Here is a 23,645-nt window from a genome sequence, read left to right as displayed (position 1 = left end):
TGCAAGGCCTTTTTTTCTTCAAATATTTTTTTATTTTCTCAGCTGTTTACTATCTTTTAAGTACATACTTTTGCGCTATGGATTGACAGTCATGTTTGATGGCTTAATTAATAACTTAAAAATTAAAACAAAAATTACATTGCTCAGTGTTATCCCAACATTTTTCGTTTTAGTCAGTTTTATTTATTTAGTTTTTTCTCAATACTTAAATTATACAAGTGCGTCTCGATTAGAAGTTTATGTAAATGCGGTCAGTGTTCTTGACCAAACCGCACACAACTTCGCTGTTGAACGCGGCCTTACAGCAGGCTTTCTTGCTAGTGGTGGCAAAGGAAAAGAAAAGGTACTTGCACAGAGAAAGAAAGCTGATTCAGCCAGAATGCAACTTTTTAAGCTTGCATCAGAGAAGCTTGATGACTTCCCTAAATCTACTCAACTGATTATTAACGACTTACTTAAGCACTTTGATGCATTAGATAAAGTTCGAGCTAAGGTCGACCAACTAGACAAACAATCAGGCGCATTTGCATTTTATTCTAAAGCTAATAAGTATGCGCTTGATGCAGCAAGTACTTTTGCTAATTATACAGATGACCCTCACGCAACCAAAAGCATGAAGAGCTTAATTGCAATTCTTTGGATGAAAGAACGAGCAGGTCAAGAGCGAGGCCTTTTAAATGGCGTTTTTAATCGCGGCAATATTTCGCTGCCTCAACTTGCTAGTTTATCTTTATTTCAAAGTGATCAACTACAACAAGTAGATTTCATTAAGCAATTACTTGATCCTAAATTATTTAAGTCAGAATTTTCTGAGCTAAACAACCTTGATGAACAAATACTGCCATACCGTACATTTATCTCAGAACAGCTCAGTAGCGGTAATTTAGTTATTTCAGGGCGAGATAACTCTAACTGGTTTGTAGATGCAACAAGCCGAATAAAGTCGATTAAAGGCATTGCTGATAAGAAATCGCAATTAATCAGTCAATATGCGCAATCTACCAAAACAAAAGCCATGTCATTTCTAATTATTTCTTTAGTTAGCTGTTTGATTATTACTTACTTAATTGTGACTTTCGCATCACGAGTCGCCAAATGTCTAAATGAAGGTTTGCATCATCTCAGTGGATTTATAAATCAAGTCAACCAAGATTTTGATTTTTCCAAATCGATTAGCTCAGATCTTAACGATGAGGTTGGTCAAGCAACACGTTCATTTAATAGCTTTTTACAAGAGTTAAATGCGGTTAATAATGAAATTCAGTTAGTAATGAGCCGAGTTTCAAATGGTGATTTCAGTCACAGAGTAACTTACCCCTGTAAAGGCGATATGTCTGTTCTTAAAGAAGGAGTTAATAATAGTAGTAACACGCTTGAGTTTACTATGAATGCGCTAGATGAAGTCATGAATGGGCTTGCTGAAGGTGATTTTACTGTAAGAATGTCTCCAAGTGTTAAAGGCCCGCTTAGAGTTAAGGTCGATAATTCAATTGAAACCATAGATAGTGCCATTAAAGAAATTGCTAAAAGTATGGAGCAGCTACAAAACGGTAACTTTTCAGGTCGCATCTTATCTGAACAAAAAGGCGCATTGAATGAACTAAAATTAGCATTTAATGAAAGCATGTCATCGATCGAAAATGCAATGAATGAGATTTCAGACTCACTAGTGTCTCAAAAAAATGGTGAATTTAATAAGCGTCTAAAAGGTAATTACAGTGGTCGCTTGTTACAACTTAAAAATACATTTAACGAATCATCAGAAAACATAGAAATGTTTGTCTCGGACATTGAAGGACTATTTGGGCATTTACAAGTGGGCGAGTATACGTCTCGAATAACTAATGAGTATTCAGGTCGATTGGCTTCGCTTAAGAAAAATGTGAACTCTTCGCTGGAGAATCTAGAAAATGCCATTCTTAATATAGTTCAAGTTTCAGTGCATCAAAGTGAAGGTGTTTTAAACTCTCGTGTAGTTGGAGAATATTCAGGTCATTTAGAAAAACTGCAACGAGCGATGAATCTTTCAAGTGAGAGGATTGAGGAGGTATTAAATGAATTGGCAGGTGTTGTCGAATGTATTAAATCAGGTCAGTTTGACAGACAAATTCAAGGTGATATGCATGGACAATACGCCACTTTAAAAGCCGATATGAATGAAATGCTCCACTTATTAAATAGTGCGATGGAAGAAATTCAAACATCGTCAGAGTTACAACAGCAAGGCGCTTTATACCATCAAATAAATAATAACTTTCCTGGAGACTTGAATAAAATATGCTCTGCCATTAATGCATCATCCAATGAGCTTAAAAGTGTTTTTACTGATGTAAATAAATCAGCAAATCATACTCTTGCATTATGTACCGATCAAAAACAATTTGCAGTGGATATTTCGAAACGAAGCACTGAACAAGCAGTCGCCCTTGAGCAAATAGCTGCCTCTATGGAACAAATGGCATCAAGTGTAAATGAAACAGCAGATCAAAGCCTGGTTGTTACAAAACAAATGCAAGATTCGAAGCAAATTGCTGAAGATGCCATGGAAGTTATGAAAGGATCTGTGGATGTAACACAAAGTATGCGAGATTCTAGCCGAGAGATTGCACAAATTACGGTTATGATTGATGAAATTGCGTTTCAAACAAATCTGCTTGCCCTGAATGCTTCCGTTGAGGCTGCAAGAGCAGGAGAGCAGGGGAAAGGTTTTTCTGTGGTGGCAAGCGAAGTGCGAGAACTTGCTCAGCGTTCGGCTGACGCTGCTAAAAAAATCAAAGAGTTAGTTTCTGAAAATATCGATAAAGTTGAAGTAAGTTTTAATAGCTCACAAGACTCACATCAACGTCTAGAAAATATTCTAGATAATATCTCGGAAGTAAATACCATGATGCATAATTTAAATGACGCCACTAGACAGCAAAGTACCAGTATCAGTGAGGTTAATTCAGCGGTTAGTAACCTTGATAGGTCTACGCAACAAAATACCTCTATGCTTGAACAAATGTCTCAAGATATGTCGAAGCTTGAAGGATCAACAAAAGAAGTCAGCAACCGATTAAGTTTTTTCAAATTAAAAAAAGAACAATAAGAAGGTGAATGCTTGAAAGTTACGTTATTACTTAATGTACTATTTATTTGCTTACTTAGCTCTGTACAGGCTTTTACAAAAGAGTCATTAAGATATAACTTAGCAGCTTCTGAGTCTTGGTATCCGTACTACATACCAGATGAAGACAAACCAGGAATTTTAGGCGAATTAATTCCACTTATTTTAGATAAAGCAAACATCCATGGTATTGAGTTACGGTTTCCTCCAAAGCGGACCATTTATGCAATGGAAAATGGCCTACTTGATTTTGATGTAGTTTCACCTGTGTGGTTTCCAGGCGGTGATGCGGGTGAACAGTTTGTTTTTTCACACAAGTTGTTTGGTATTGAAGAGTATTACGCGAGCCTTGATAGTACTCAACTTGGACCAATGGTCTATAAAGAAGAAGTGGGCACTATTCTAGGATATTATTATTTCGATGATAATACCTTTACACGTATCGACTTCGCTTCTGAGAAAGAGCTTGTTCTAGCATTACATAAGAATAGGGTGGAGCGTATTTTAATTGGTGATTTACCTGCGAAATATTGGGCAAACAAGTTGAATGTTTCAATTCGACTGGATCAGCTTCATACTAAAGGAGAGCTTAAAATAAGGTTGAACAGATCAAAAATACATTTATTACCCTTATTGAACAATGCCATTACAGAACTTCAACAATCTGGGAAAATTAATAAAATAGTAAGTAAATACACGGTCAGCCAAAAATAAAGGTGTTGTTTAGTTTAACCAAACAACACCTACACTAAACTATAGATTAAGCGCTATAGCTTATATGTTGAAAAAAGCGCACATTGAGTGCTTGTCTTTGCGCTGACAATTCTAATGTCTGCGATAGACCTCTGATCATAGACTCGACATTATTCATAAACTTACCATATCCGACATCTTTATTATCACTGGCTTTGGCAACTACAACAAAATGTAACGTATCTACCAACTGGTTTTTATCCCAATGGGCTTTGTATTGTGTTTCTTCAGAGCAAATATCAAAGCTTAACTTTTGCAGTTCACTATTTTGTGCAGACTTATCAATTTTACTATTTCTAACCAGTGGTAACCGTCCATCAGCAATGAAAGCGGCTTGGCTGATCTGCTTATAGCCACAAGCACTGAAAAACTTATCTTCAATAAATGAATAAAATTGTGTGTAATGTTCGTCTTCGAGTAAATGTTGAAATTGTGTTTTTAAAGCACGCGTCACTGGAATGTTAAAAGTGACATAGGTCATTTCAGTGTGTTCGGCTGGAATTTCACATTTTCTAGCTTCATAACGTGGATATAAACTCCTTAGTTTATAGCCATATGTTTCTTTATGCCCTTTAACGCGAGCAAATAAATCGTAAGTTAAATGCTGGTGGTCTCTGATTTTAAAAGTATCTTCAACGCCCAAGTTTACTTTTAAATCATGTAGTGTCTTTTGCACTTTATTATGAAAATTTGCAGCATTTGCTCTAAGCTCATCACCAGTTGCTAAAAATAATAGGCGAACTTTCTTAGCTCTTACACCTTGTTGCCAATATGACTTATGTGCTTCATGGTATTTAGGGTTGTAGAAAAACAACATTTGCTTCTCTGTTTGTAGGCAATATGACTCTTCATGAAAACGTGTAATAGGCAACTTATCGTTGGCAATCATATGAACGTTGTACAAGCCATTTTCTTCACAGGCTAAAAATAACTTTCGTGCAATGCGCTCATAACAACTATCGATGTTGTCAAAGCTTGATACAAACTCATCGCTTGGTTTGAACTCAGCTAAAATGTACTGGTTATTTCTTGCGTTTGTTGGAATATAAACTCGGTTAGAACTGCTAGATGCCATTGTCTTAAATCCTTGGTAATCAATCTGTGGCGAACATTAACGAGTTTTCATGAAAGATTTATTGCGTTAGGACAATATTTGCGACAATTGTCACAATTTTGAACGGAAAGATAAATCTAGCCGAGTTTATACAAATAATAAGCTCTAGCATCTGTTAGTTCTTAATTGTTTTTGTAATAATGCGGCATGTATAAGAATGCTTGATTCAGAGGAATGCATATCTATGGCGGAAACAGAAAATCGCCCAACTAACTTTATTCGAAATATCATTGATGCTGATTTAGCAAGTGGCAAGCATCAATCTACGCATACACGTTTTCCACCTGAGCCAAATGGTTTTCTACACATTGGCCATGCGAAATCAATTTGTTTAAACTTCGGCATTGCTCAAGATTACCAAGGTTTATGTAACTTACGTTTTGATGACACAAACCCAGAAAAAGAAGACATCAACTACGTTAAGTCGATTCAAGAAGATGTATCTTGGTTAGGTTTTAACTGGGATGGTGAAATTTGCTATTCATCTAACTACTTCGATAAGCTTCATGGCTACGCAGTTGAACTTATCGAAAAAGGTTTGGCATACGTATGTTTCTTATCGCCTGATGAAGCGCGTGAATACCGCGGCACATTAACAGAGCCAGGTAAAAATAGTCCATACAGAGACACACCAGTTGATGAAAATTTAGCTTTATTCGAAAAAATGCGTAAAGGTGAGTTCAAAGAAGGCGAATGTGTTCTTAGAGCGAAGATTGATATGGCTAGCTCATTCATGGTGCTTCGCGATCCTATCATCTACCGTATCCGCTTTGCACATCACCACCAAACAGGTGATAAGTGGTGCATTTACCCTATGTATGACTTCACCCATTGCATTTCTGATGCGTTAGAAGGCATTACACACTCACTATGTACATTAGAGTTCCAAGATAACCGTCGTCTTTATGACTGGGTTTTAGATAACATCTCTTTAGAGTGTCACCCACAACAGATCGAATTTTCTCGCTTAAACCTTGAATACACTGTTATGTCAAAGCGTAAGCTAAATGATTTAGTGGTTGAAAATCATGTTGATGGTTGGGATGACCCACGCATGCCTACTATCGCAGGCCTTCGTCGTCGTGGTTACACACCTGCTTCAATTCGTGAGTTCTGTAAGCGTATTGGTATCACAAAGCAAGATAACATGGTTGAAATGGGCATGTTAGAAGCATGTATTCGTGATGATCTAAACAATAATGCACCGCGTGCGATGGCTGTTATCGACCCTGTACGTATTGTGATAGAAAACTTCGAAGAAGGTAAAGTTGAGCAATTAGTTGCGCCTAACCATCCTTCTGAAGAATCGATGGGCACGCGTGAATTACCATTTACGAAAGAGTTATTTATTGAGCGTGAAGATTTCCGCGTTGAAGCGAATAAGAAGTTCAAGCGTCTAGTACTTGGCAAAGAAGTACGTTTGCGTAATGCTTATGTTATTAAAGCTGAACGTATTGAAGAAGATGCTGAGGGTAATATCACAACTATCTTCTGTAGCTATGATGCTGATACACTAGGCAAAAACCCTGCTGATGGCCGTAAAGTAAAAGGTGTTATTCATTGGGTATCGGCAACACACTGTGTAGAAGCTGAAGTACGTCAGTATGACAGGTTGTTCAATGTACCAAACCCTGCTGCAGCTGAGTCGTTTGTTGAAACGCTTAACCCTGACTCACTCACTGTGATTAAGTCAGCTAAACTTGAGCCTTCTTTAGCTCAAGCAGCCGTTGAACAAGGCTTCCAATTTGAGCGTTTAGGGTATTATTGCCGCGACAATAAAGAAGAAGGTCTTGTATTCAACCAAACGGTTGGTTTAAGAGATTCTTGGGCTAAAATAGAACAAGCTTAATCTTTAATTTAAAAGGCCGATTTATCGGCCTTTTTTGTTCAAAACAACAATAATTATGACTGCCAAATCAATCAATAATTTCTATATCAACGAACAGCAATCTATTTATCTGCTCTCTCACCATGACGCAAAAAAGCATAGGCAGTGGCTAAATATATGTAAGAAGCAATTGCAGTTATTGGGTTATAGCGATGTTGAAGAAATTGGTTCTGGTGCGTTTGGGTTTGTTTTCGCAGGCATTGGTGAAGAAGGGCAAGAGTGGGTGTTTAAGTTCTCTCGAATTACCCTTGCTCAAAGTGTCAGAGACAGGCTTGAAGACGAAGCTTATATGTTGTCGCAAATAAATAACCCTATGGTGCCTAAATTTTTTGCTTTTGAACGGGTAAAAAAACAAGGCATTTTGATGATGGCCCGAGCAAAAGGAGAAGATTTAGAAAAAATTTCACTCAAACGTGGCCGTTTCTCAGTTCAAGACATAATGAGCTTAGCGTTGAAGCTCAGAAATGTATTACTTGACTTGCGCAGACATAAAAATGGTTTAAGCCCACAACCTATTGTCCACGGTGATATCAAACCCTCTAATATTGTTTGGGATGTTGATACAGATGAGTTCTCTCTGGTTGATTGGGGGAGTTCTGTCTATGCGCAAATTGATGAATACGGAGAAGTCGTTGCCAGTAACATCATGGACTTAATGTCTGCAGATTTATCGAGTACCAATGCCCGCATGGGCGATGTGTATTTTATTGGTGATGAACAAATGTCAGGTATGCAGTCATCTCCCCGATTTGATGAACAAGGTGTTGCTTCAACACTCTATGCATTGGCTAGTGCACAATCATGCCGTTTTGGTGTGGGGGTTATCCCCGCTGCAAGCCTTGGGTTACCTCAAGAGTTTGCGACAGTCATAGACAATATGCTGTCAAAGGATAAAAAATTACGAGATGCAGCCGGAGATTACTTTATCCGTAATATGCCTAGTATGGCTAAAGTTTACTTGCCTGAACTAGATAACAAAACAGTTAAAGCGAACATTCCATTTTGGGTTAATGAATTTGAATTTGAACCCGACACTGTTGTTTACAGTTCTCGTAAGGAGTTCTTACGAAGAGCAGATCATAATCAACAACTGCTTGATGTTAACGATGCACAATTAGATAGATACTATAAAGAGTTTTTATTTGATACCGGTGACACCGAAAAAGCTTTCTTAGCGTCGATAAGTCGTCTTGCAAAATTTCCCGTTGTTGGTGGCTTAAGTTTTCATTGGCGAGAAGAAAATCTGCATATTGAATCAAGTCTAATTTTGCACGATCAAACTTTACATCAAGCATTTACCGATTCTGTGAATGCAACGGTCATGCTTGCGCAAGGCATTACTCAAAAAGGCCTGTTCAAATGTTGCTTATTCGATGCAAGGCAAACAATTCAGTTAGAAAGAGACAGCACGGGGGCGTTTATTTTCGATGTATTACCTCAGTTACATTACTCGGTTGTTGATACCAGTAGCCAAGAAATTACCCGTCCACATAGTTATTTCGAAGATGGTAAAGATCCCGACGAGCAATTGCAGTTGCCAAAAAGTATTATTCAATGTGTTTTTGAGCTGAACAAAATTCACCACACAGGGTGTATTATTTTTGAATCGGTAGAAAACCGTTTAAAAATCCACCATTATTACCGCTTATTGGATGCGTCTAAAGAAGTACAATTTAAAGCACTCTTAGAAGAAATCATGCAGTACGCATTGTGTATAGATAACTTTGGTGTTGCAGGTTTTATGAAACTACCTTACAAAAACACCCGTGAATTTGATTTATGCCAGAGCCAGCCTACAAACTACTATCCAAGAAACCCCAAAGCACTAAATAATTCACTATAAGATATGACCAAAGGCGTATTGAAGATTTCATTTACTTGATCAAAGCTAAAGACTTGTTGAGCTTTGTATAAATAAATGAAATATTCACGGGCTAATTTCAATCCTAGAGGTGTGCTATGGAAAAGCAGCAGAGACAAGATATTTTAACTTTAAGCTGGTCGATTCATGACCAAGTTGAAGAAGCTATCAGGGTGCATCCTGCAAGTCGTGCTGATGAAAATTGGCAAGAAAAACAACGTTTGCTTATGGCCGATATGGCATTGCATTTATTGCAAACCGCATTAAAGCCGGGTGAGTTGCAAAAAGAAAAGTTAGTAAGTAACTTAAATGCAATTCTGACGTTGAGTGATGACTATATTGATAATGTAGATTTAAGAAAAGTGTCAGATTCTTTATATGAAACACATAAATAAACCGATATTCAGTGAGATAAATATCCGGCCTGATATCGCCGGATATTTAGTGAGTTTACTCTTTATAGCTCTTCTGGGCGGTATGTTTTCATCATGATATAAACGTATGCATTAACAAATGCCGTTTCTTGATATTTCTTAAGCCCAGTTTCTTCAAAGTCGATTGGTAAAGGGTTACGCTTCAATTGTTCTTTGATTTCAGTTGCAGATAAAATTTTAACATCCACATCCTTTATTAATTGAATGGCGGCTTCGATTTTAAAGCCTGTCGCACTACCTGCAAACTTACCCTTTGGAGCACGTTGCTTTATAGCAACAGAGTCAATTTGGTAATCTTCTAATAGTTTTGCAAAATCAAATTGGAATTTGCGCATATCTTCAGTGTCTTGGCCAACTTGTCCAAGGGTAAAACGTGTTTGACGTACATCACGAATATCGAAAACGTCTTCTTCTTTTGTCAGCAAGCATAAAAGTACTTCACTGCCTGTGATTTCAACACCACATGTTCTCATAATCTTTCCAATATATTGAAACTAGTTATTAATTATAACGGTGAGAAGAATAAACCTAAAGCTTAAACTGATAAATCAATCATGATGGCCGCATGATCTGAATAACGAATGTCTTCTCCGTCTCTTTGTGTGGTTAAGTGTCCATCAAAAGTAGTATAGTTTAATTCGTTAATTACACAGTTATCATGAACAGGATCGAAGTGTTGAGACAGTAAAATATAATCTAGTACATTACCTTTACCACGATAAAAGTGTGTTGCAGGTTTTTGTTTACCCGCCATTACCTGTTGTGAAAGTGTGTAGCTATCAATTAAGCCACTTTCTGATGGTACGTCTTTGAATGAGTGATCGTTGGCAATATTAAAGGGCAACAAACTAGCGTGCTCAAGATTATGATTAAAATCACCTAACACGACAACAGGCATATTTTGATTGTTGGTCATCACATCATGCATGATTATGGAGGATTCTAAGGAGCGATCTTGGCTATTTCTTAGTAATGCAAAAGATTGTTCGTAGTAATGCCGGAGTTTAGGTTCTGCATTGATTTGATCGAATAGGTTGCCATCAGTGATAAGTCGCTGTGACTTTAAATGGACCACATAAAAACTGACAAAGCCCACTTCGGGCAAGTTTATCTTGCATTTGATAGGTGTACGATTAAAACCAAAAGGCGTTTGATGACCAAAATAATCAAGCAAGTCTTTATTTGGCAGCAGGCAATTTAAAGATTCAATTGGATATTTAGAAGCGATCGCAACAACTGGGGAATACAGCACATCGGGTTTTAACGCTTCATGTTTGACCGCTGATACTGCCGAGAAATAGGGGAGACCTTGTTCTTTGCAAATCTCTTCTAGTTCTTTAACAGAAAACACTTCTTGAAAGGCAATCACAGTTGGTGACATATGAGCCAACAATTCAGAAATAAATAAAGTTTTAGATTGCCACTGGCTGTGTGTGTAGCCTTCAAACTCAGAATAAAAGCGATAAGGCGGCGCTGCAAAATTAAGCAGATTTAACGTAGCAATTTTTATAGATTTTTGTTCAGGCATTTAAATTTCATTTATTCATCGATTTACAGAGTTAATTTTAGTCTTTCCCTTGAATTTAGTCACTGTGAAGGCCAAAATAAGCTTCACTTAAAATCCTTAGTTAACTTAGTAAATAAGTTTATCAATGCTTATTCGTAAAAGCGTTGTAAAAGGTACTCATTTTTAAACTTTAATACACGTGATACTTGGTAGGTGTCACCACTGTAAATAGGAAATATCATGCCTGTAATTACGCTTCCTGACGGCAGTCAGCGTGCTTTCGAAAATCCAGTAACAACATTAGAAGTAGCTCAAGATATCGGTCCTGGTCTTGCTAAGGCAACCATCGCTGGTCGAGTGAATGGTGAAAGAGTTGATGCTTGTGATTTAATCACTGAAGATGCAAATCTACAAATCATCACAGCAAAAGATGAAGACGGCTTAGAAATTATCCGTCATTCATGCGCTCATTTAATCGGTCATGCGATTAAACAGCTTTTCCCTGATGTAAAAATGGCGATTGGTCCGACTATCGACAATGGCTTTTACTACGATATTGATTTAGATCGTTCTTTAACACAAGAAGATTTAGATGCAATTGAAAAGCGCATGCTTGAGCTTGCTAAAACAAATTATGATGTTGTTAAGAAAACAGTCACTTGGCAAGAAGCAAGAGACACTTTTGAAGCGCGCGGTGAGACTTATAAAATTGAAATCCTAGACGAAAATATCTCGAAAGATGACAAACCAGGTCTATATCATCACGAAGAATACGTAGATATGTGTCGTGGCCCTCATGTGCCAAACATGAAGTTCTGCCAACATTTCAAGATCATGAAAGTAGCTGGCGCGTATTGGCGTGGTAACTCTGATAACAAGATGCTACAGCGTATTTATGGTACAGCTTGGGCTGATAAGAAACAGCTTAAAGCTTATTTGAAGCGTCTTGAAGAAGCTGAAAAGCGTGACCACCGTAAAATTGGTAAAGCGTTAGACTTATGGCACTGGCAAGAAGAAGCGCCAGGCATGGTATTCTGGCATAATGATGGCTGGAGCATTTACCGTGAGCTTGAAGACTTTGTTCGTGAAAAGTTACGTGAGTACAGCTACGAAGAAGTAAAAGGCCCATTAATGATGGACCGTGGTCTTTGGGAAAAGTCTGGTCATTGGGATAAGTATTCAGATGCGATGTTCACAACTGAATCAGAAAAACGTGAATACGCTATCAAGCCTATGAACTGCCCAGGCCACGTACAAATTTTCAACCAAGGTCTAAAATCTTACCGTGATCTGCCATTGCGTATGGCTGAGTTTGGTTGTTGTCACCGTAATGAGCCATCAGGTGCATTACACGGCTTGATGCGTGTACGAGGTTTCACTCAAGATGATGCGCACGTATTCTGTACCGAAGAGCAGGTGATGGATGAAGTGTCTGCATGTATCAAAATGGTATATGACACGTATTCAACTTTCGGTTTTGAAAACATAGTTGTTAAGTTATCAACGCGTCCAGAAAAGCGTATCGGTGACGACGAAATGTGGGATAAATCAGAAAAGGCTCTAGCTGATGCATTAAAAGCGAACGGTATTGAATTCGAATACCTACCAGGCGAGGGGGCGTTTTACGGTCCTAAAATTGAATTCACATTATATGACTGCTTAGACCGTGCATGGCAATGTGGTACAGTGCAATTAGATTTTGCTTTACCGGGTCGTTTAGGTGCAACTTATGTTGCTGAAAACAACGAGCGTAAGACGCCTGTTATGATTCACCGTGCAATTTTAGGTTCTATCGAACGATTCATCGGCATTTTAACTGAAGAATATGCGGGTCTTTTCCCAACTTGGTTAGCACCAAAGCAAGTGGTGATCATGAATATCACCGATAAACAAGCTGATTATGTACAAGAAATTGTGCAAAAATTAAATAAACTTGGAATTAGAGCCTGTGCTGACTTGAGAAATGAGAAGATAGGCTTTAAAATTCGCGAGCATACTTTAAAACGTATTCCGTATTTACTTGTTGTTGGTGACAAAGAAGTTGAACAGCAAGAAGTTGCGGTTAGAACACGCAAAGGTGAAGATCTTGGCAAGTTCTCGGTTGATGACTTTATCGCAAAGGTAAGCGAAGAGATTAAAGACCGTAAATAAAATTATGGCGTGTGGCTAACAACTATATATCAAGCTACACGCTTTATCTTTTGATTTTTTGGAGGATCGTACCATTAGAGGCGGCAAAAAAGGGCAACCAACAGCTCAAAAACAACATCGTATTAACGAAGAAATCACAGCGAGAGAAGTTCGCTTAACAGGCGTTGAAGGCCAGGAACCAAGTATTGTTTCGTTAAGAGAAGCTCAAGCTATTGCTGATGAACTAGGTGTAGATTTAGTAGAAATTAGTCCAAATGCTGAACCGCCAGTTTGTAAGGTGATGGATTACGGTAAGTTCCTTTTCGAAAAAGCAAAAGTACAAAAAGAACAAAAGAAAAAGCAGAAGCAGATCCAAATCAAAGAGATCAAGTTCCGTCCAGGTACTGACTCGGGTGACTACAACGTTAAACTTCGTAGCCTAAGAAAATTCTTAGAGGGCGGAGACAAGGCTAAAGTTACTATCCGCTTCCGCGGCCGTGAAATGGCTCACCAAGAAATTGGTCTAGATTTATTAAACCGTGTTAAAGCTGATTTGGAAGATATCGCAACAGTAGAATCTTTCCCAAATCGCGTTGAAGGTCGTCAAATGATTATGATGTTGGCACCTGTTGCTAAAAAAGCATAAACACGGCATAATACGCTCCGATTTTGAACTAGGTCACAAATGCTTCGGCTACCTAGTTCAACTGGTCTGTAAAAAGTAGATTAATTTCTCACCAGAACTTAGGTTGTAATAAGGCTCTACAAGTGGTTTATCCCGCCTTGTTACATTGATTAGCGCAATACATTTGGAGTTATTGCAATGGCTTACAAGCTAAAAACACACAGAGGCGCAGCTAAGCGTTTCAAAAAAACTGCTTCAGGCGGTTACAAGCGTAAACAATCGCATCTTCGTCACATTCTGACTAAGAAGTCTTCAAAGCGTAAACTACACCTTCGTGCAAAGTCTATGGTTCATAAGAATGACCTAGGCCTAATCGATCGTATGTTACCATTCGCTTAATAGAGGATATCAGAAATGGCAAGAGTTAAACGCGGTGTTGTCGCACGTGCACGTCACAAAAAAGTATTAAAGCAAGCTAAAGGTTACTACGGAGCACGTTCACGTGTTTACCGCGTAGCGTTCCAAGCTGTAACTAAAGCAGGTCAATACGCTTACCGTGACCGTCGTGCTAAGAAACGTACTTTCCGTCAACTATGGATTGCACGTATCAATGCAGCTTCACGTCAGAATGGTCTTTCTTACAGCCGTTTCATCAATGGCCTTAAAAAGTCATCTGTTGAGATCGATCGTAAGATCCTAGCTGATATCGCAGTATACGACCAAGTAGCTTTCGCAGCATTAGTTGCTAAAGCAAAAGAAGGTCTAGCTGCTTAATAAGTCTTGAACTTATCGATTTAAAAGGAGCCATTGGCTCCTTTTTTAGTTTTACCGATTCTTTATTAAAATTTTATCAAGCAATCTAGTACTTAATATTCTTCGCATCACGCCCATAAAATAGGTTGGGAATGTTACGTAGTAACGCGGCTTTGGTTTTTCTGCATTTATTGCATGCAAAAGTTTTTCAAGAACAGCTTCAGGGCCTAAGGTAAATTTTTGTGGTGCAGTTTGACTTTCTAGTCTGTTTAACTGTGCGCGATAATTATCATTATGTGCACTTTGTTCAATACTGATATTTTTAATAAACGCTTTTTTTGCATTATCTCTAAATTTAGAAGCGATCGGTCCTGGTTCAATTAAGCTTATATGGATTTTTGTATCTGCTAATTCCATTCTTAATGTATCTGTTAACCCTTCTAGTGCGAACTTACTGGCATTGTAGGCACCTCGATAAGGTAGTGCTACAAAACCTAACACGGATGAATTGTGAATAATTCGACCATGTCCTGTTGAACGCATATGTTTAATTGCCAAATTTGTGAGATGGTGCCAAGCAAAAAAGTTGACTTCAAACTGTGCGCGTAATGTATCTGTTGCCAAGTCTTCTACTGCGCCGGGTTGTCCATAAGCACCATTGTTAAACAATACATCTAACTGCCCGTCACACATATCAAGTGCTGTTTTAAAGCCTTGCTCTATACTTTTTTGGTCCGCGAGATCTAATTTAATACAGGTTAAACCTTCTTCTGAGAGCCGCACAACATCTTCATTTTTACGGCAACTGGCTATGACTTTATAACCTGATTTATGTAGTTCTTTTGCACAGTGATAACCGATGCCGGTAGAGCAGCCCGTGATCAAGATTGATTTCATTTTGTTATTTCGCTGTATTAAAGTAGATAAAAAATGCCAAATATGTCATTTGCTGCATTTTTTTGTTGAATCACCGCACATTCTAAATTGGTTTGTAAAAGATTGATATAATTCATCTAACTTATAAATTATTAATGAGTCTTTTACATGTTTGCAAACGTCATAATGTTATCCACTTTGTTGAGTATGAATGGTCATTTACCACCATTAATACCTTGGCAAGGGAAAAGTTTGCATCTAATTCAAAGTTCTGGTCCTTTAACAACAGACTTTGAACTAAGTGGTGGGGAAGTATCGCCAACTTATGAAGACACAATGAAATTCGTTGATAGATTGATTGCGGCAAATCCAACCCAGTTTAGCAGCTTATCAATAGGTGAAAGTTTTGGTCAGCGTGAAATCAAAATGATTGTTGCTAGTGAAAATGGTCAATTTTCTTCAAACATGATCAAAAGCAATGGAAAGCCAACAATCTTAATTCAAGCTGGTATCCATTCTGGTGAAATTGACGGCAAAGATGCAGGCTTTATGTTGCTAAGAGATATAGCTACAGGCAAAAGAAGAGATCTGCTAACGAAAGTAAATATACTGTTTATACCAATCTTAAATGTTGATGGCCATGAGCGGAGAAGCGAGTTTAATCGAATTAACCAGCGTGGTCCAATTGAGATGGGTTTTAGAACGAATGGCAACAACCTAAATCTTAATCGTGATTACACTAAATTAGATACACCAGAAGTAAAGGCTGTATTGAAGGTAATTAATGAATTTGAACCAGATTTGTACGTAGATGTTCATGTTACAGATGGTGCAGATTACCAATACGATGTCACTTACGGTTACACACCCTCATTCGCAAGTGAGTCACCACAAATTGCAACGGTACTAGCTGAAAAGTTCCAGCCTCATATCGATAAAACACTAGCAAAATACGGCCATATTCCTGGGCCGCTTGTATTTGTAATGGATAAAAGAGAGTTTAAGAGTGGTTTAGCTGGTTGGATTGCGGGACCGCGTTTTTCAAATGGCTGGGGCGACCTTGCTAATGTACCAACGATTTTAGTAGAAAATCACTCACTTAAACCCTATAAGCAACGTGTACTTGGTACCTATGTATTTTTAGATGGCGCAATTGATGCTTTATCTATGCATTCTCAAGCCCTCGAAAGTGCAGTTAAAAAAGAGCAAGAAACGCCAGAACGTCTGGTGCTTAATAGAAAATATGCAACAGAGCCTGACTTTATCAGCTTCAAAGGGATTAAATACAAGAGATTTAACAGTGCGCTTTCTGGGCAACAAGAAGTTAAGTATCTTGGAGAGCCAGAGCACTACGAAAAGCTACCAATCTATTGGAAAAAAGAAGTTGTTACTGAAGTTGATGTTCCTGATACATTTTATATACCTCAGTCATATAGCTTCATTGCAGAGAAATTATCAATACACGGCATAAATGTTGAAAGAGTCACTTCTACTGATTTAGTTTATAACCTAAAAATTGCAGAAGTTAATGATTATTCTTTTGATAAAACGCCTTTTGAAGGCCGTTTTAGAGTAACTGCACAGTTCGTTTATAGCGAAATTGAACAAAAAAATTTAGCTGGGTGGTACAAAGTAACGACGCAACAAGCAAGAGGCAAGCTGGTTACCCATTTGCTTCATCCTGAAGCCCCAGACTCTTTCTTCTCTTGGGGAAGTTTTCATACAATATTCCAAAGAACGGAATATGTTGAAAATTATGCATTAGTACCTTATGCCCGTTCAATGTTAAAAGATAATCCTAAACTAGCGCTAGAGTTTGATAAGAAGTTAAGAGAAGACAAAAACTTTGAATCAGACCCTAAAGCACGTTTAAATTGGTTGTATTCTAAAACGCCTTATTATGATCAAGGCTACTTAAAATACCCAGTTTTAATGCAATATAAACCAGAGCAACAAGAAGTAGAGAAGTAATCAGTGAAAGTCGTTACCAAGCCTGTCACTGCATTTATGCAAAATACGCGTTTCATTACTTGTGAAGAAACCGGTGATACAGCAATACTCGATCCCGGTGGGGATGCACATTTATTATTAGAGCATATAGCTAGTAATAATCTCATAGTTAAGTGTATTTTGTTAACGCATGGTCATTTAGATCATGTTGGTGCAAGTGTAGAAATAGCAAACAAACTTGATATCCAAATTATTGGTCCAACCGAAGAAGAGCGTTTTTGGTTTGATGCTTTGCCGATGCAATCGCAAATGTTTGGCTTTGCGCCTCATGAAGTATTTTACCCCGATCGTTGGTTAGAACATGGTGAAATTTTTACTCTAGGCAATTTAAACTTCGAGGTACGTCATTGCCCAGGGCATACGCCTGGACACATTGTTTTTTATGAGGCCAGTAAACAAGTTGTATTTGTAGGTGATGTTTTATTTAAAGGCTCAGTTGGCAGAACTGACTTTCCAAAAGGAAACAGTGAGCAATTAAAAACGTCAATCAAAACACAGCTTTTTACTCTACCAGATAACGTTGAAGTTTTTTCTGGGCATGGACCAAATACTTCAATTGGTTATGAGAAGGTACATAATCCTTTTATGAGTGGCCGATTCGGCTAAAACGAACTAAAATTTAATCTAATAAAGAGAATAGAATTCTCATAATTTTAAGAGAACGTATTAAATATGTCTTTAAATCAAGTTGACAGACAAATATTGGCTTTAATCCAACAGGATGCAAGTTTATCAACGGCAGAAATTGCTGATAAAGTTGGCCTTTCACAATCACCATGTTGGCGAAGAATTGCAAAGCTAGAGCAAGATGGGTATATCAAAGGTAAAGTCGCTTTGTTAGATGACAAAAAGCTGGGCTTTGATATGTTGGTTTATGCCAACGTTAGGTTGTCTAACCACGGGCGAAATAACCTTGCGGAGTTTGAAGAGCTAATTTTAAGCTATGACGAAGTGACAGAATGTTACACCATGGCGGGCACTATGGATTTCATGCTCAGAATCATTTCAAAAGGCATCGACGGCTATGAGCGATTTGTTCGTGATAATCTATTAAATTTAGAATATGTTCAAGAAGTACATTCAAATGTAACTATGACGTGTGTAAAGAGAACAACTGCTTTACCACTTTAAAACCTCTGTCACGTATTTCGACTATACTTATCTGATGTAGTCAGTTTGTTAAAAGCGCTGGATTTCGCTATAATCCAGCGCTTTTCTGTTCATAATTATTATAAATACACATCTAACACATCGAGGAAATGAATGTTTAATCTGATAGGCAAAGCACCAAGCTCTGCTAAAAACGATATCCTTTCCGGCTTAACCGTTGCATTAGCACTGGTACCTGAAGCTGTTGCATTCGCATTTGTTGCGCATGTTGATCCCTTAGTTGGCCTGTATGCGGCCTTTATCGTCGGCTTAATTACCTCTATTTTTGGTGGTCGTCCAGGCATGATCTCTGGTGCAACGGGTGCGTTAGCTGTTGTTATGGTGAGCTTGGTCATTGAGCACGGTGTCGAATACTTATTTGCTACTGTCTTATTAATGGGTGTGCTGCAAATATTGGCGGGCATATTTAAGCTCGGCAAATTTATTAGAATGGTTCCACACCCAGTGATGTTGGGATTCGTTAATGGGTTGGCAATTGTTATCTTCTTAGCTCAATTAGGGCAGTTCAAAGTAATGGACGGTAATGGTCAACTTCAATGGATGCAAGGCTCAGAGCTATATGTGATGGGTGGTCTTGTTGCTTTAACGATGGCAATCATTCATTTCTTACCTAAACTTACAACAGCCATTCCTTCATCACTTGCAGCTATTTTGGTAGTGACAGGATTAGTGATTGGTTTAGATCTAGAATCTCGCACTGTACTTGATTACTTAAAAGACATGTCAGGCGATTTGAATGCAACAATTGCAGGCGGATTCCCTGAGTTCCATATCCCGGCTGTACCGTTTAATTTTGAGACTTTCAAAATTATCTTTCCTTATGCATTAGTTTTAGCAGCGATTGGCCTGATTGAATCGCTTTTAACTTTAACACTAATTGATGAAATCACAGAAACACGCGGTAACTCAAATAAAGAATGTATCGGCCAAGGTGCTGCTAACGTTACCTGTGGTGTATTTGGTGCAATGGGCGGTTGTGCTATGATTGGTCAATCAATGATCAATATTAATTCTGGTGGTCGTAGCCGTTTATCAGGCATTACAGCGGCCGTTTTACTACTTGGCTTTATCTTGTTTGCAGCAAGTTTAATTGAAATGATCCCACTAGCGGCACTTGTTGGTGTGATGTTCATGGTTGTTTTAGGCACATTCGAATGGTCTAGCTTTAGATTAATGAAACGTATACCTAAGACGGATGCATTCGTGATTGTGCTAGTATCAGGTGTCACGGTAGTAACCGATCTAGCAATTGCAGTGTGTGTTGGTGTGATTGTGTCTGCACTGGTATTTGCTTGGGAGCATGCGAAGCATATTTACACAAACAATTATATCGACGAACAGGGTTCCAAAGTCTACGAGCTTCATGGTCCATTATTCTTTGGTTCGGTTAAAAACTTTGCTGAATTGTTCGATATCAACAACGACCCAAATGATGTCATTATTGAGTTTAAATATAGTCGAGTTGCAGATCACAGTGCAATTGAAGCCATTGATAGCTTGGCGGAACGCTATAAAAAATCAGGTAAAACAGTCCATTTACGTCACTTAAGTCCGGACTGCATTGAGTTACTTAATAAGGCAAAAGATTTAGTAGAAGTGAACGTTATCGAAGACCCTAATTATAAGGTTGCTTCAGATAAACTTGCATAAAAATCTAAATTGATTGGATAAAGGGGCACATTTTTTGTGCCCCTTTTCTTTGCGGTAAGCCGATGAAATTATGAGATTGGTAGCAGTGCGATACACTGATGCATTACGTATAATCTAGGCATTAGATAGGAGTTATATAATCCATTGAAATGGCAAGCTTTAGTCGATAACCGACAACGATTCTTTTGGGTACTTCAAATTGCAGGCTGGATTGGCTATGCGTTGGTCAATTATATTGGCTCAAAAGTTTTCGAAATGAGAGATATATATGTATTCGTCATTGTATTAAATGCCTATGCAGGGTGTTTAATGACAGTGCCGTTACGTTACCTCTATAGAATTATATGGAACTCTAAACCTTGGGTTTTAATCGTTGTAGTTTTCAGTTCCTCATACATCACTGGTACCCTTTGGTCAGTCATTCAAAAGTTCAATTTGTGGGAAATTTACCGTCATGGTTACAGACCCACTGAGTGGTTTTATTATTTCCAACAAGGTTTAGACTCCGTCTATATCATCCTTTGCTGGAGCGGCCTGTATTTTGGTATCAAGTACTACCAGTTACTTCAAAGTGAACGCCAAAAAGCACTGAAAGCAAATACTATGGCGCATGAAGCGCAGCTTAAAATGCTTAGGTATCAATTAAACCCTCATTTTTTGTTCAACACACTTAATGCAATTTCTACACTTATACTTGTTGAAGAAAATAAAGATGCAAATCAGATGGTATCGAGGCTCAGTGACTTCCTTCGCTATACACTCAATACTGATCCCATAAAAAAAGTACCATTAGAACAAGAGATTCATGCATTAAACTTATACCTAGAAATTGAAAAAGTACGTTTTGATGAACGACTATCAATTGATGTCAGCATGACAGAAGAAGCGAAACATGCGCTAGTGCCAAGCTTGTTGTTGCAACCATTAATCGAAAACTCAATCAAATATGCTATCGCTCATATGACTGAAGGCGGTAAATTAGAGATAAAGGCGCAAGTCTTCGCCAATGAATTATTATTAGAAGTAGGGGATAATGGACCCGGTGCTGAAATAGAAAATGGCAAATTATTGAATGCGTCAGGAGTCGGTATTGCCAACACTCAAGATAGGCTTAAAACTTTATACGAAAATAATTACTCGTTTGCTCTATCACATAACACTCCAAACGGGCTAAAAGTAAATATTCGCGTTCCATACGAGAAGGCAGAAAGTAATGAGTAGAATTAAAACATTAATCGTTGATGACGAACCATTAGCAAGAAAAGGCCTTGCTGTACGTTTAAAAGAATTTGAACAATTAGAAGTAGTAGATTTATGTCCTACAGGCGAACAAGCCATTCAAGCTTGCAATGAAAACGACATTGATTTGCTATTTTTAGATATTCAAATGCCTGGAATGAATGGTTTTGAAGTTGCCAAAACGCTCAGTGAAAAGCCAGGTCCGATGCCTGCTGTTGTGTTTGTAACGGCGTTCGATCAATATGCGGTGCAAGCATTTGAGATCCATGCCCTCGATTATATTTTAAAACCCGTTGATGACAACCGATTAGAACAGGCGGTGGATAAAGTGCAAAGCTATTTAAAAACACAACAAGATAACGCTCATAAAAAGAAACTAGCTAGTTTCGTTGCAGGTATTACAGGTAATAACTGTGAAGAAATCTTGAAAAAACTAGCAACAGGTGATGCGTTAGAAGATAAAAAATATCCTGAATCTTTGGCAGTTAAAGAGCAGGGTGAAATAATTCGTGTCACTACCTCTTCAATTCAGTGGGTTGATGCTGCAGGTGATTATATGTGTCTGCACTGCAATGATGGAAAAACGCATATTCTTCGTAAAACAATGAAAGAGCTTGAACAAGAGCTAGATCCAGCGTTATTTGTTCGTGTACACCGTTCTGCAATTGTTAATACAAAACAAATCAGTAAATTAGTGACTCAAACAAGTGGCGAATATTTATTGGTGTTAGATAACGGTCAAGAATTGAAAGTAAGCCGCAGTTATAGAGATAAAGTAAAAGCTGCGCTTGCGAGTTGATTTATCTTCTTTGCACGAAAAAAAAGAGCAGCTTTTAGGCTGCTCCTTTTTTCAAATTACGACCGAATTTATACAGTAATAATTTTCATTGTATTAGTTGCACCCACGGTTTCCATCTTGTCGCCGTGTGTAAGTATAACGGTATCACCTTTCACAAGTGAACCTCGTTCAACGAGTGTATCGAGTGCGTCTTTGATCATACATTCTTGATCATGTTTAGTTGAATCAAAGTATACTGGGTATACACCACGGTATAAAGCAGTTTGACCAAGCGTAGAAGCATGACGAGATAATGAGTAAATAGGGTGACCAGAGCTTATACGTGACATTAGCTTTGCAGTTTTACCTGACTCTGTTAGCGTTACGATTGCTTTCACGCTATCTAGGTGGTTTGCCGCATACATAGCTGATAATGCGAGTGTCTCTGAGGTGTCTGAGAACATGCTGTCTAAACGGTGTTTTGAAATATGAGCTTCAGGTTGTGATTCAGCGCCTAAACATACACGCGCCATCGTCGCTACCGTTTCTTCAGGGTAATCACCGGCAGCAGTTTCTGCAGAAAGCATAACTGCATCTGTGCCATCTAATACTGCGTTCGCCACGTCCATGACTTCTGCACGTGTTGGCATTGGATTATCAATCATTGATTCCATCATTTGGGTAGCTGTTACAACAGTACGGTTCAAAGAGCGAGCACGGCTGATAATTAATTTTTGCTTACCAACTAAAGCTGCATCACCAATTTCAACACCTAAATCACCACGTGCAACCATCACTGCATCAGAGGCAAGAACGATGTCATCAATTGCTTCAACGGTTTCTACGGCTTCTGCACGCTCGATTTTTGCAAGAAGTTGAGCGTTAGAACCGGCTTTTTCTGCAAGTGAACGTACGTATCGCATATCGTCGCCACTGCGCGGGAAAGAAACGGCAATATAGTCAACACCAATTTCAGCTGCAGTAATTAAGTCTTCTTCGTCTTTTTCTGTGAATGCTGGTGCAGTTAAACCCCCCCCTAAACGGTTAATACCTTTGTTGTTTGATAACACACCACCAACTTTAACTGTGGTATGAACAAGTGCACCTTCGACCGAGTCTACAACAAGCTGAATTAAACCGTCGTTTAAAAGAAGTAGGTCACCTGGTTTTACGTCTTGAGGTAGTTCTTTATAATCGATACCAACACCCTCAACAGTACCTTCACCTTTAGCCATTTCAGCATCAAGAATAAATTTAGCGCCAACTTCAAGATTTACTTTACCATCTTTAAAAGTAGAAACGCGGATCTTAGGGCCTTGAAGGTCAGCTAGGATTGCAACATGTTTGTTAAGTTTTGTTGCTATATCTCTTACAGCTTGTGCTCTGTCTTTGTGGTCTTGAGCAACGCCGTGAGAAAAGTTTAGGCGTACTACGTTTGCACCCGCTTTTATGATTTTTTCTAAGTTGTTATCGCGGTCAGTTGCAGGTCCAAGGGTTGCTACAATTTTTGTGCGTCTAAGCATCAGGTTCTCCTGTAGGCCTATTTAGATAGGTAGATATTAATGAATGCGAAATAAAACCAACAAATTTAAGCAAAGATAGCTCAATAATTGATTAAAAACGCATTAGATGTTGAAAGAATTTGCATTAACTCTTTTTAACACCGTAATTAAGTTATATGATCTATATGACATCATTATGACACCGGTGTCAGGATGCGTCAATCACAAGATTCTGGTGTCTTTATATAC

The 23,645-nt window shown here is 38.3% G+C and carries 20 protein-coding genes; 15 read left to right on the top strand and 5 right to left on the bottom strand.

Annotated elements, in window-relative coordinates; genetic code table 11:
* Positions 1-91 precede the first annotated feature (91 nt).
* Both AAEU28_RS01300 and AAEU28_RS01295 read left to right on the top strand, forming a co-directional pair.
* Positions 92-3,088, top strand: a complete 2,997-nt coding sequence (locus tag AAEU28_RS01300; RefSeq protein ID WP_421962630.1) for a methyl-accepting chemotaxis protein — start codon at positions 92-94, stop codon at positions 3,086-3,088.
* A gap of 12 nt (positions 3,089-3,100) precedes the next feature.
* A complete protein-coding gene (locus tag AAEU28_RS01295; RefSeq protein ID WP_421962629.1) occupies positions 3,101-3,820 on the top strand; it encodes an ABC transporter substrate-binding protein in 720 nt (239 codons plus the stop codon).
* 46 nt (positions 3,821-3,866) lie between these two features.
* On the opposite strand, the gene AAEU28_RS01290 is transcribed toward AAEU28_RS01295, so the two are convergent.
* The gene (locus AAEU28_RS01290; protein WP_421962628.1) at positions 3,867-4,934 is read right to left on the bottom strand and encodes a DUF3083 family protein; all 1,068 of its coding nucleotides are present in this window, start codon (positions 4,932-4,934) and stop codon (positions 3,867-3,869) included.
* Between the two features lie 223 nt (positions 4,935-5,157).
* On the opposite strand from AAEU28_RS01290, the gene glnS reads away from it, so the two are divergent.
* The 3 genes from glnS to AAEU28_RS01275 all read left to right on the top strand — a co-directional run bounded on the left by glnS (position 5,158) and on the right by AAEU28_RS01275 (position 9,117).
* Positions 5,158-6,822: a glutamine--tRNA ligase gene (glnS, locus tag AAEU28_RS01285; RefSeq protein ID WP_421962627.1), complete on the top strand. Its 1,665-nt coding sequence runs from the start codon at positions 5,158-5,160 to the stop codon at positions 6,820-6,822.
* Positions 6,823-6,877: 55 nt separating this feature from the next.
* Positions 6,878-8,704 carry a protein kinase domain-containing protein gene (locus tag AAEU28_RS01280; protein ID WP_421962626.1) on the top strand — a complete coding sequence of 609 codons (1,827 nt, stop codon included), beginning with the start codon at positions 6,878-6,880 and terminating at the stop codon, positions 8,702-8,704.
* A 116-nt stretch (positions 8,705-8,820) separates the two neighbouring features.
* The gene (locus tag AAEU28_RS01275; RefSeq protein WP_421962625.1) at positions 8,821-9,117 is read left to right on the top strand and encodes a hypothetical protein; all 297 of its coding nucleotides are present in this window, start codon (positions 8,821-8,823) and stop codon (positions 9,115-9,117) included.
* Between the two features lie 62 nt (positions 9,118-9,179).
* Here the strand turns inward: AAEU28_RS01275 and AAEU28_RS01270 are convergent, their stop codons facing one another.
* Entirely contained in the window at positions 9,180-9,629 is a 450-nt protein-coding gene (locus AAEU28_RS01270) for a DUF3010 family protein (RefSeq protein ID WP_138568449.1), read from the bottom strand.
* Between the two features lie 62 nt (positions 9,630-9,691).
* A complete protein-coding gene (locus AAEU28_RS01265; protein WP_421962624.1) occupies positions 9,692-10,684 on the bottom strand; it encodes an endonuclease/exonuclease/phosphatase family protein in 993 nt (330 codons plus the stop codon).
* Between the two features lie 219 nt (positions 10,685-10,903).
* On the opposite strand from AAEU28_RS01265, the gene thrS reads away from it, so the two are divergent.
* From thrS to rplT, 4 genes are all read left to right on the top strand, one after another.
* Complete coding sequence (thrS, locus tag AAEU28_RS01260; protein WP_421962623.1) at positions 10,904-12,814, top strand: threonine--tRNA ligase; 1,911 nt, start codon at positions 10,904-10,906, stop codon at positions 12,812-12,814.
* A gap of 58 nt (positions 12,815-12,872) precedes the next feature.
* A complete protein-coding gene (gene infC / locus AAEU28_RS01255) occupies positions 12,873-13,439 on the top strand; it encodes a translation initiation factor IF-3 (protein WP_421962622.1) in 567 nt (188 codons plus the stop codon).
* A 177-nt stretch (positions 13,440-13,616) separates the two neighbouring features.
* Complete coding sequence (gene rpmI / locus AAEU28_RS01250; protein WP_023398350.1) at positions 13,617-13,817, top strand: 50S ribosomal protein L35; 201 nt, start codon at positions 13,617-13,619, stop codon at positions 13,815-13,817.
* A 15-nt stretch (positions 13,818-13,832) separates the two neighbouring features.
* Positions 13,833-14,192, top strand: coding sequence for a 50S ribosomal protein L20 (gene rplT / locus AAEU28_RS01245; RefSeq protein WP_421962621.1), 360 nt, complete (start codon positions 13,833-13,835; stop codon positions 14,190-14,192).
* A gap of 51 nt (positions 14,193-14,243) precedes the next feature.
* Here rplT and AAEU28_RS01240 read toward each other — a convergent pair whose 3' ends face one another.
* Positions 14,244-15,068, bottom strand: a complete 825-nt coding sequence (locus AAEU28_RS01240) for an SDR family oxidoreductase (protein WP_421962620.1) — start codon at positions 15,066-15,068, stop codon at positions 14,244-14,246.
* A 147-nt stretch (positions 15,069-15,215) separates the two neighbouring features.
* On the opposite strand from AAEU28_RS01240, the gene AAEU28_RS01235 reads away from it, so the two are divergent.
* From AAEU28_RS01235 to AAEU28_RS01210, 6 genes are all read left to right on the top strand, one after another.
* A complete protein-coding gene (locus AAEU28_RS01235) occupies positions 15,216-17,018 on the top strand; it encodes a M14 family metallopeptidase (RefSeq protein WP_421962619.1) in 1,803 nt (600 codons plus the stop codon).
* Positions 17,019-17,021: 3 nt separating this feature from the next.
* Entirely contained in the window at positions 17,022-17,663 is a 642-nt protein-coding gene (locus AAEU28_RS01230; protein ID WP_421962618.1) for an MBL fold metallo-hydrolase, read from the top strand.
* Between the two features lie 66 nt (positions 17,664-17,729).
* On the top strand, positions 17,730-18,188 hold the full coding sequence (locus AAEU28_RS01225) for an Lrp/AsnC family transcriptional regulator (protein ID WP_058029847.1): 459 nt from the start codon (positions 17,730-17,732) through the stop codon (positions 18,186-18,188).
* 132 nt (positions 18,189-18,320) lie between these two features.
* The gene (locus AAEU28_RS01220; protein WP_421962617.1) at positions 18,321-19,877 is read left to right on the top strand and encodes a SulP family inorganic anion transporter; all 1,557 of its coding nucleotides are present in this window, start codon (positions 18,321-18,323) and stop codon (positions 19,875-19,877) included.
* A gap of 144 nt (positions 19,878-20,021) precedes the next feature.
* On the top strand, positions 20,022-21,098 hold the full coding sequence (locus tag AAEU28_RS01215) for a sensor histidine kinase (protein ID WP_421962616.1): 1,077 nt from the start codon (positions 20,022-20,024) through the stop codon (positions 21,096-21,098).
* Positions 21,091-21,915, top strand: coding sequence for a LytR/AlgR family response regulator transcription factor (locus AAEU28_RS01210; protein WP_421962615.1), 825 nt, complete (start codon positions 21,091-21,093; stop codon positions 21,913-21,915). The genes AAEU28_RS01215 and AAEU28_RS01210 overlap by 8 nt, the downstream gene beginning before the upstream one ends.
* 68 nt (positions 21,916-21,983) lie before the next feature.
* Here AAEU28_RS01210 and pyk read toward each other — a convergent pair whose 3' ends face one another.
* A complete protein-coding gene (gene pyk, locus AAEU28_RS01205) occupies positions 21,984-23,417 on the bottom strand; it encodes a pyruvate kinase (protein WP_421962614.1) in 1,434 nt (477 codons plus the stop codon).
* Positions 23,418-23,645 lie beyond the last annotated feature (228 nt).

It is taken from the genome of Pseudoalteromonas sp. SS15, from assembly GCF_049257195.1.
Lineage (GTDB): Bacteria > Pseudomonadota > Gammaproteobacteria > Enterobacterales > Alteromonadaceae > Pseudoalteromonas.
The sequence above is the reverse complement of the archived record's forward strand: the minus strand, read 5'-3'. Positions and strand labels throughout refer to the sequence as shown.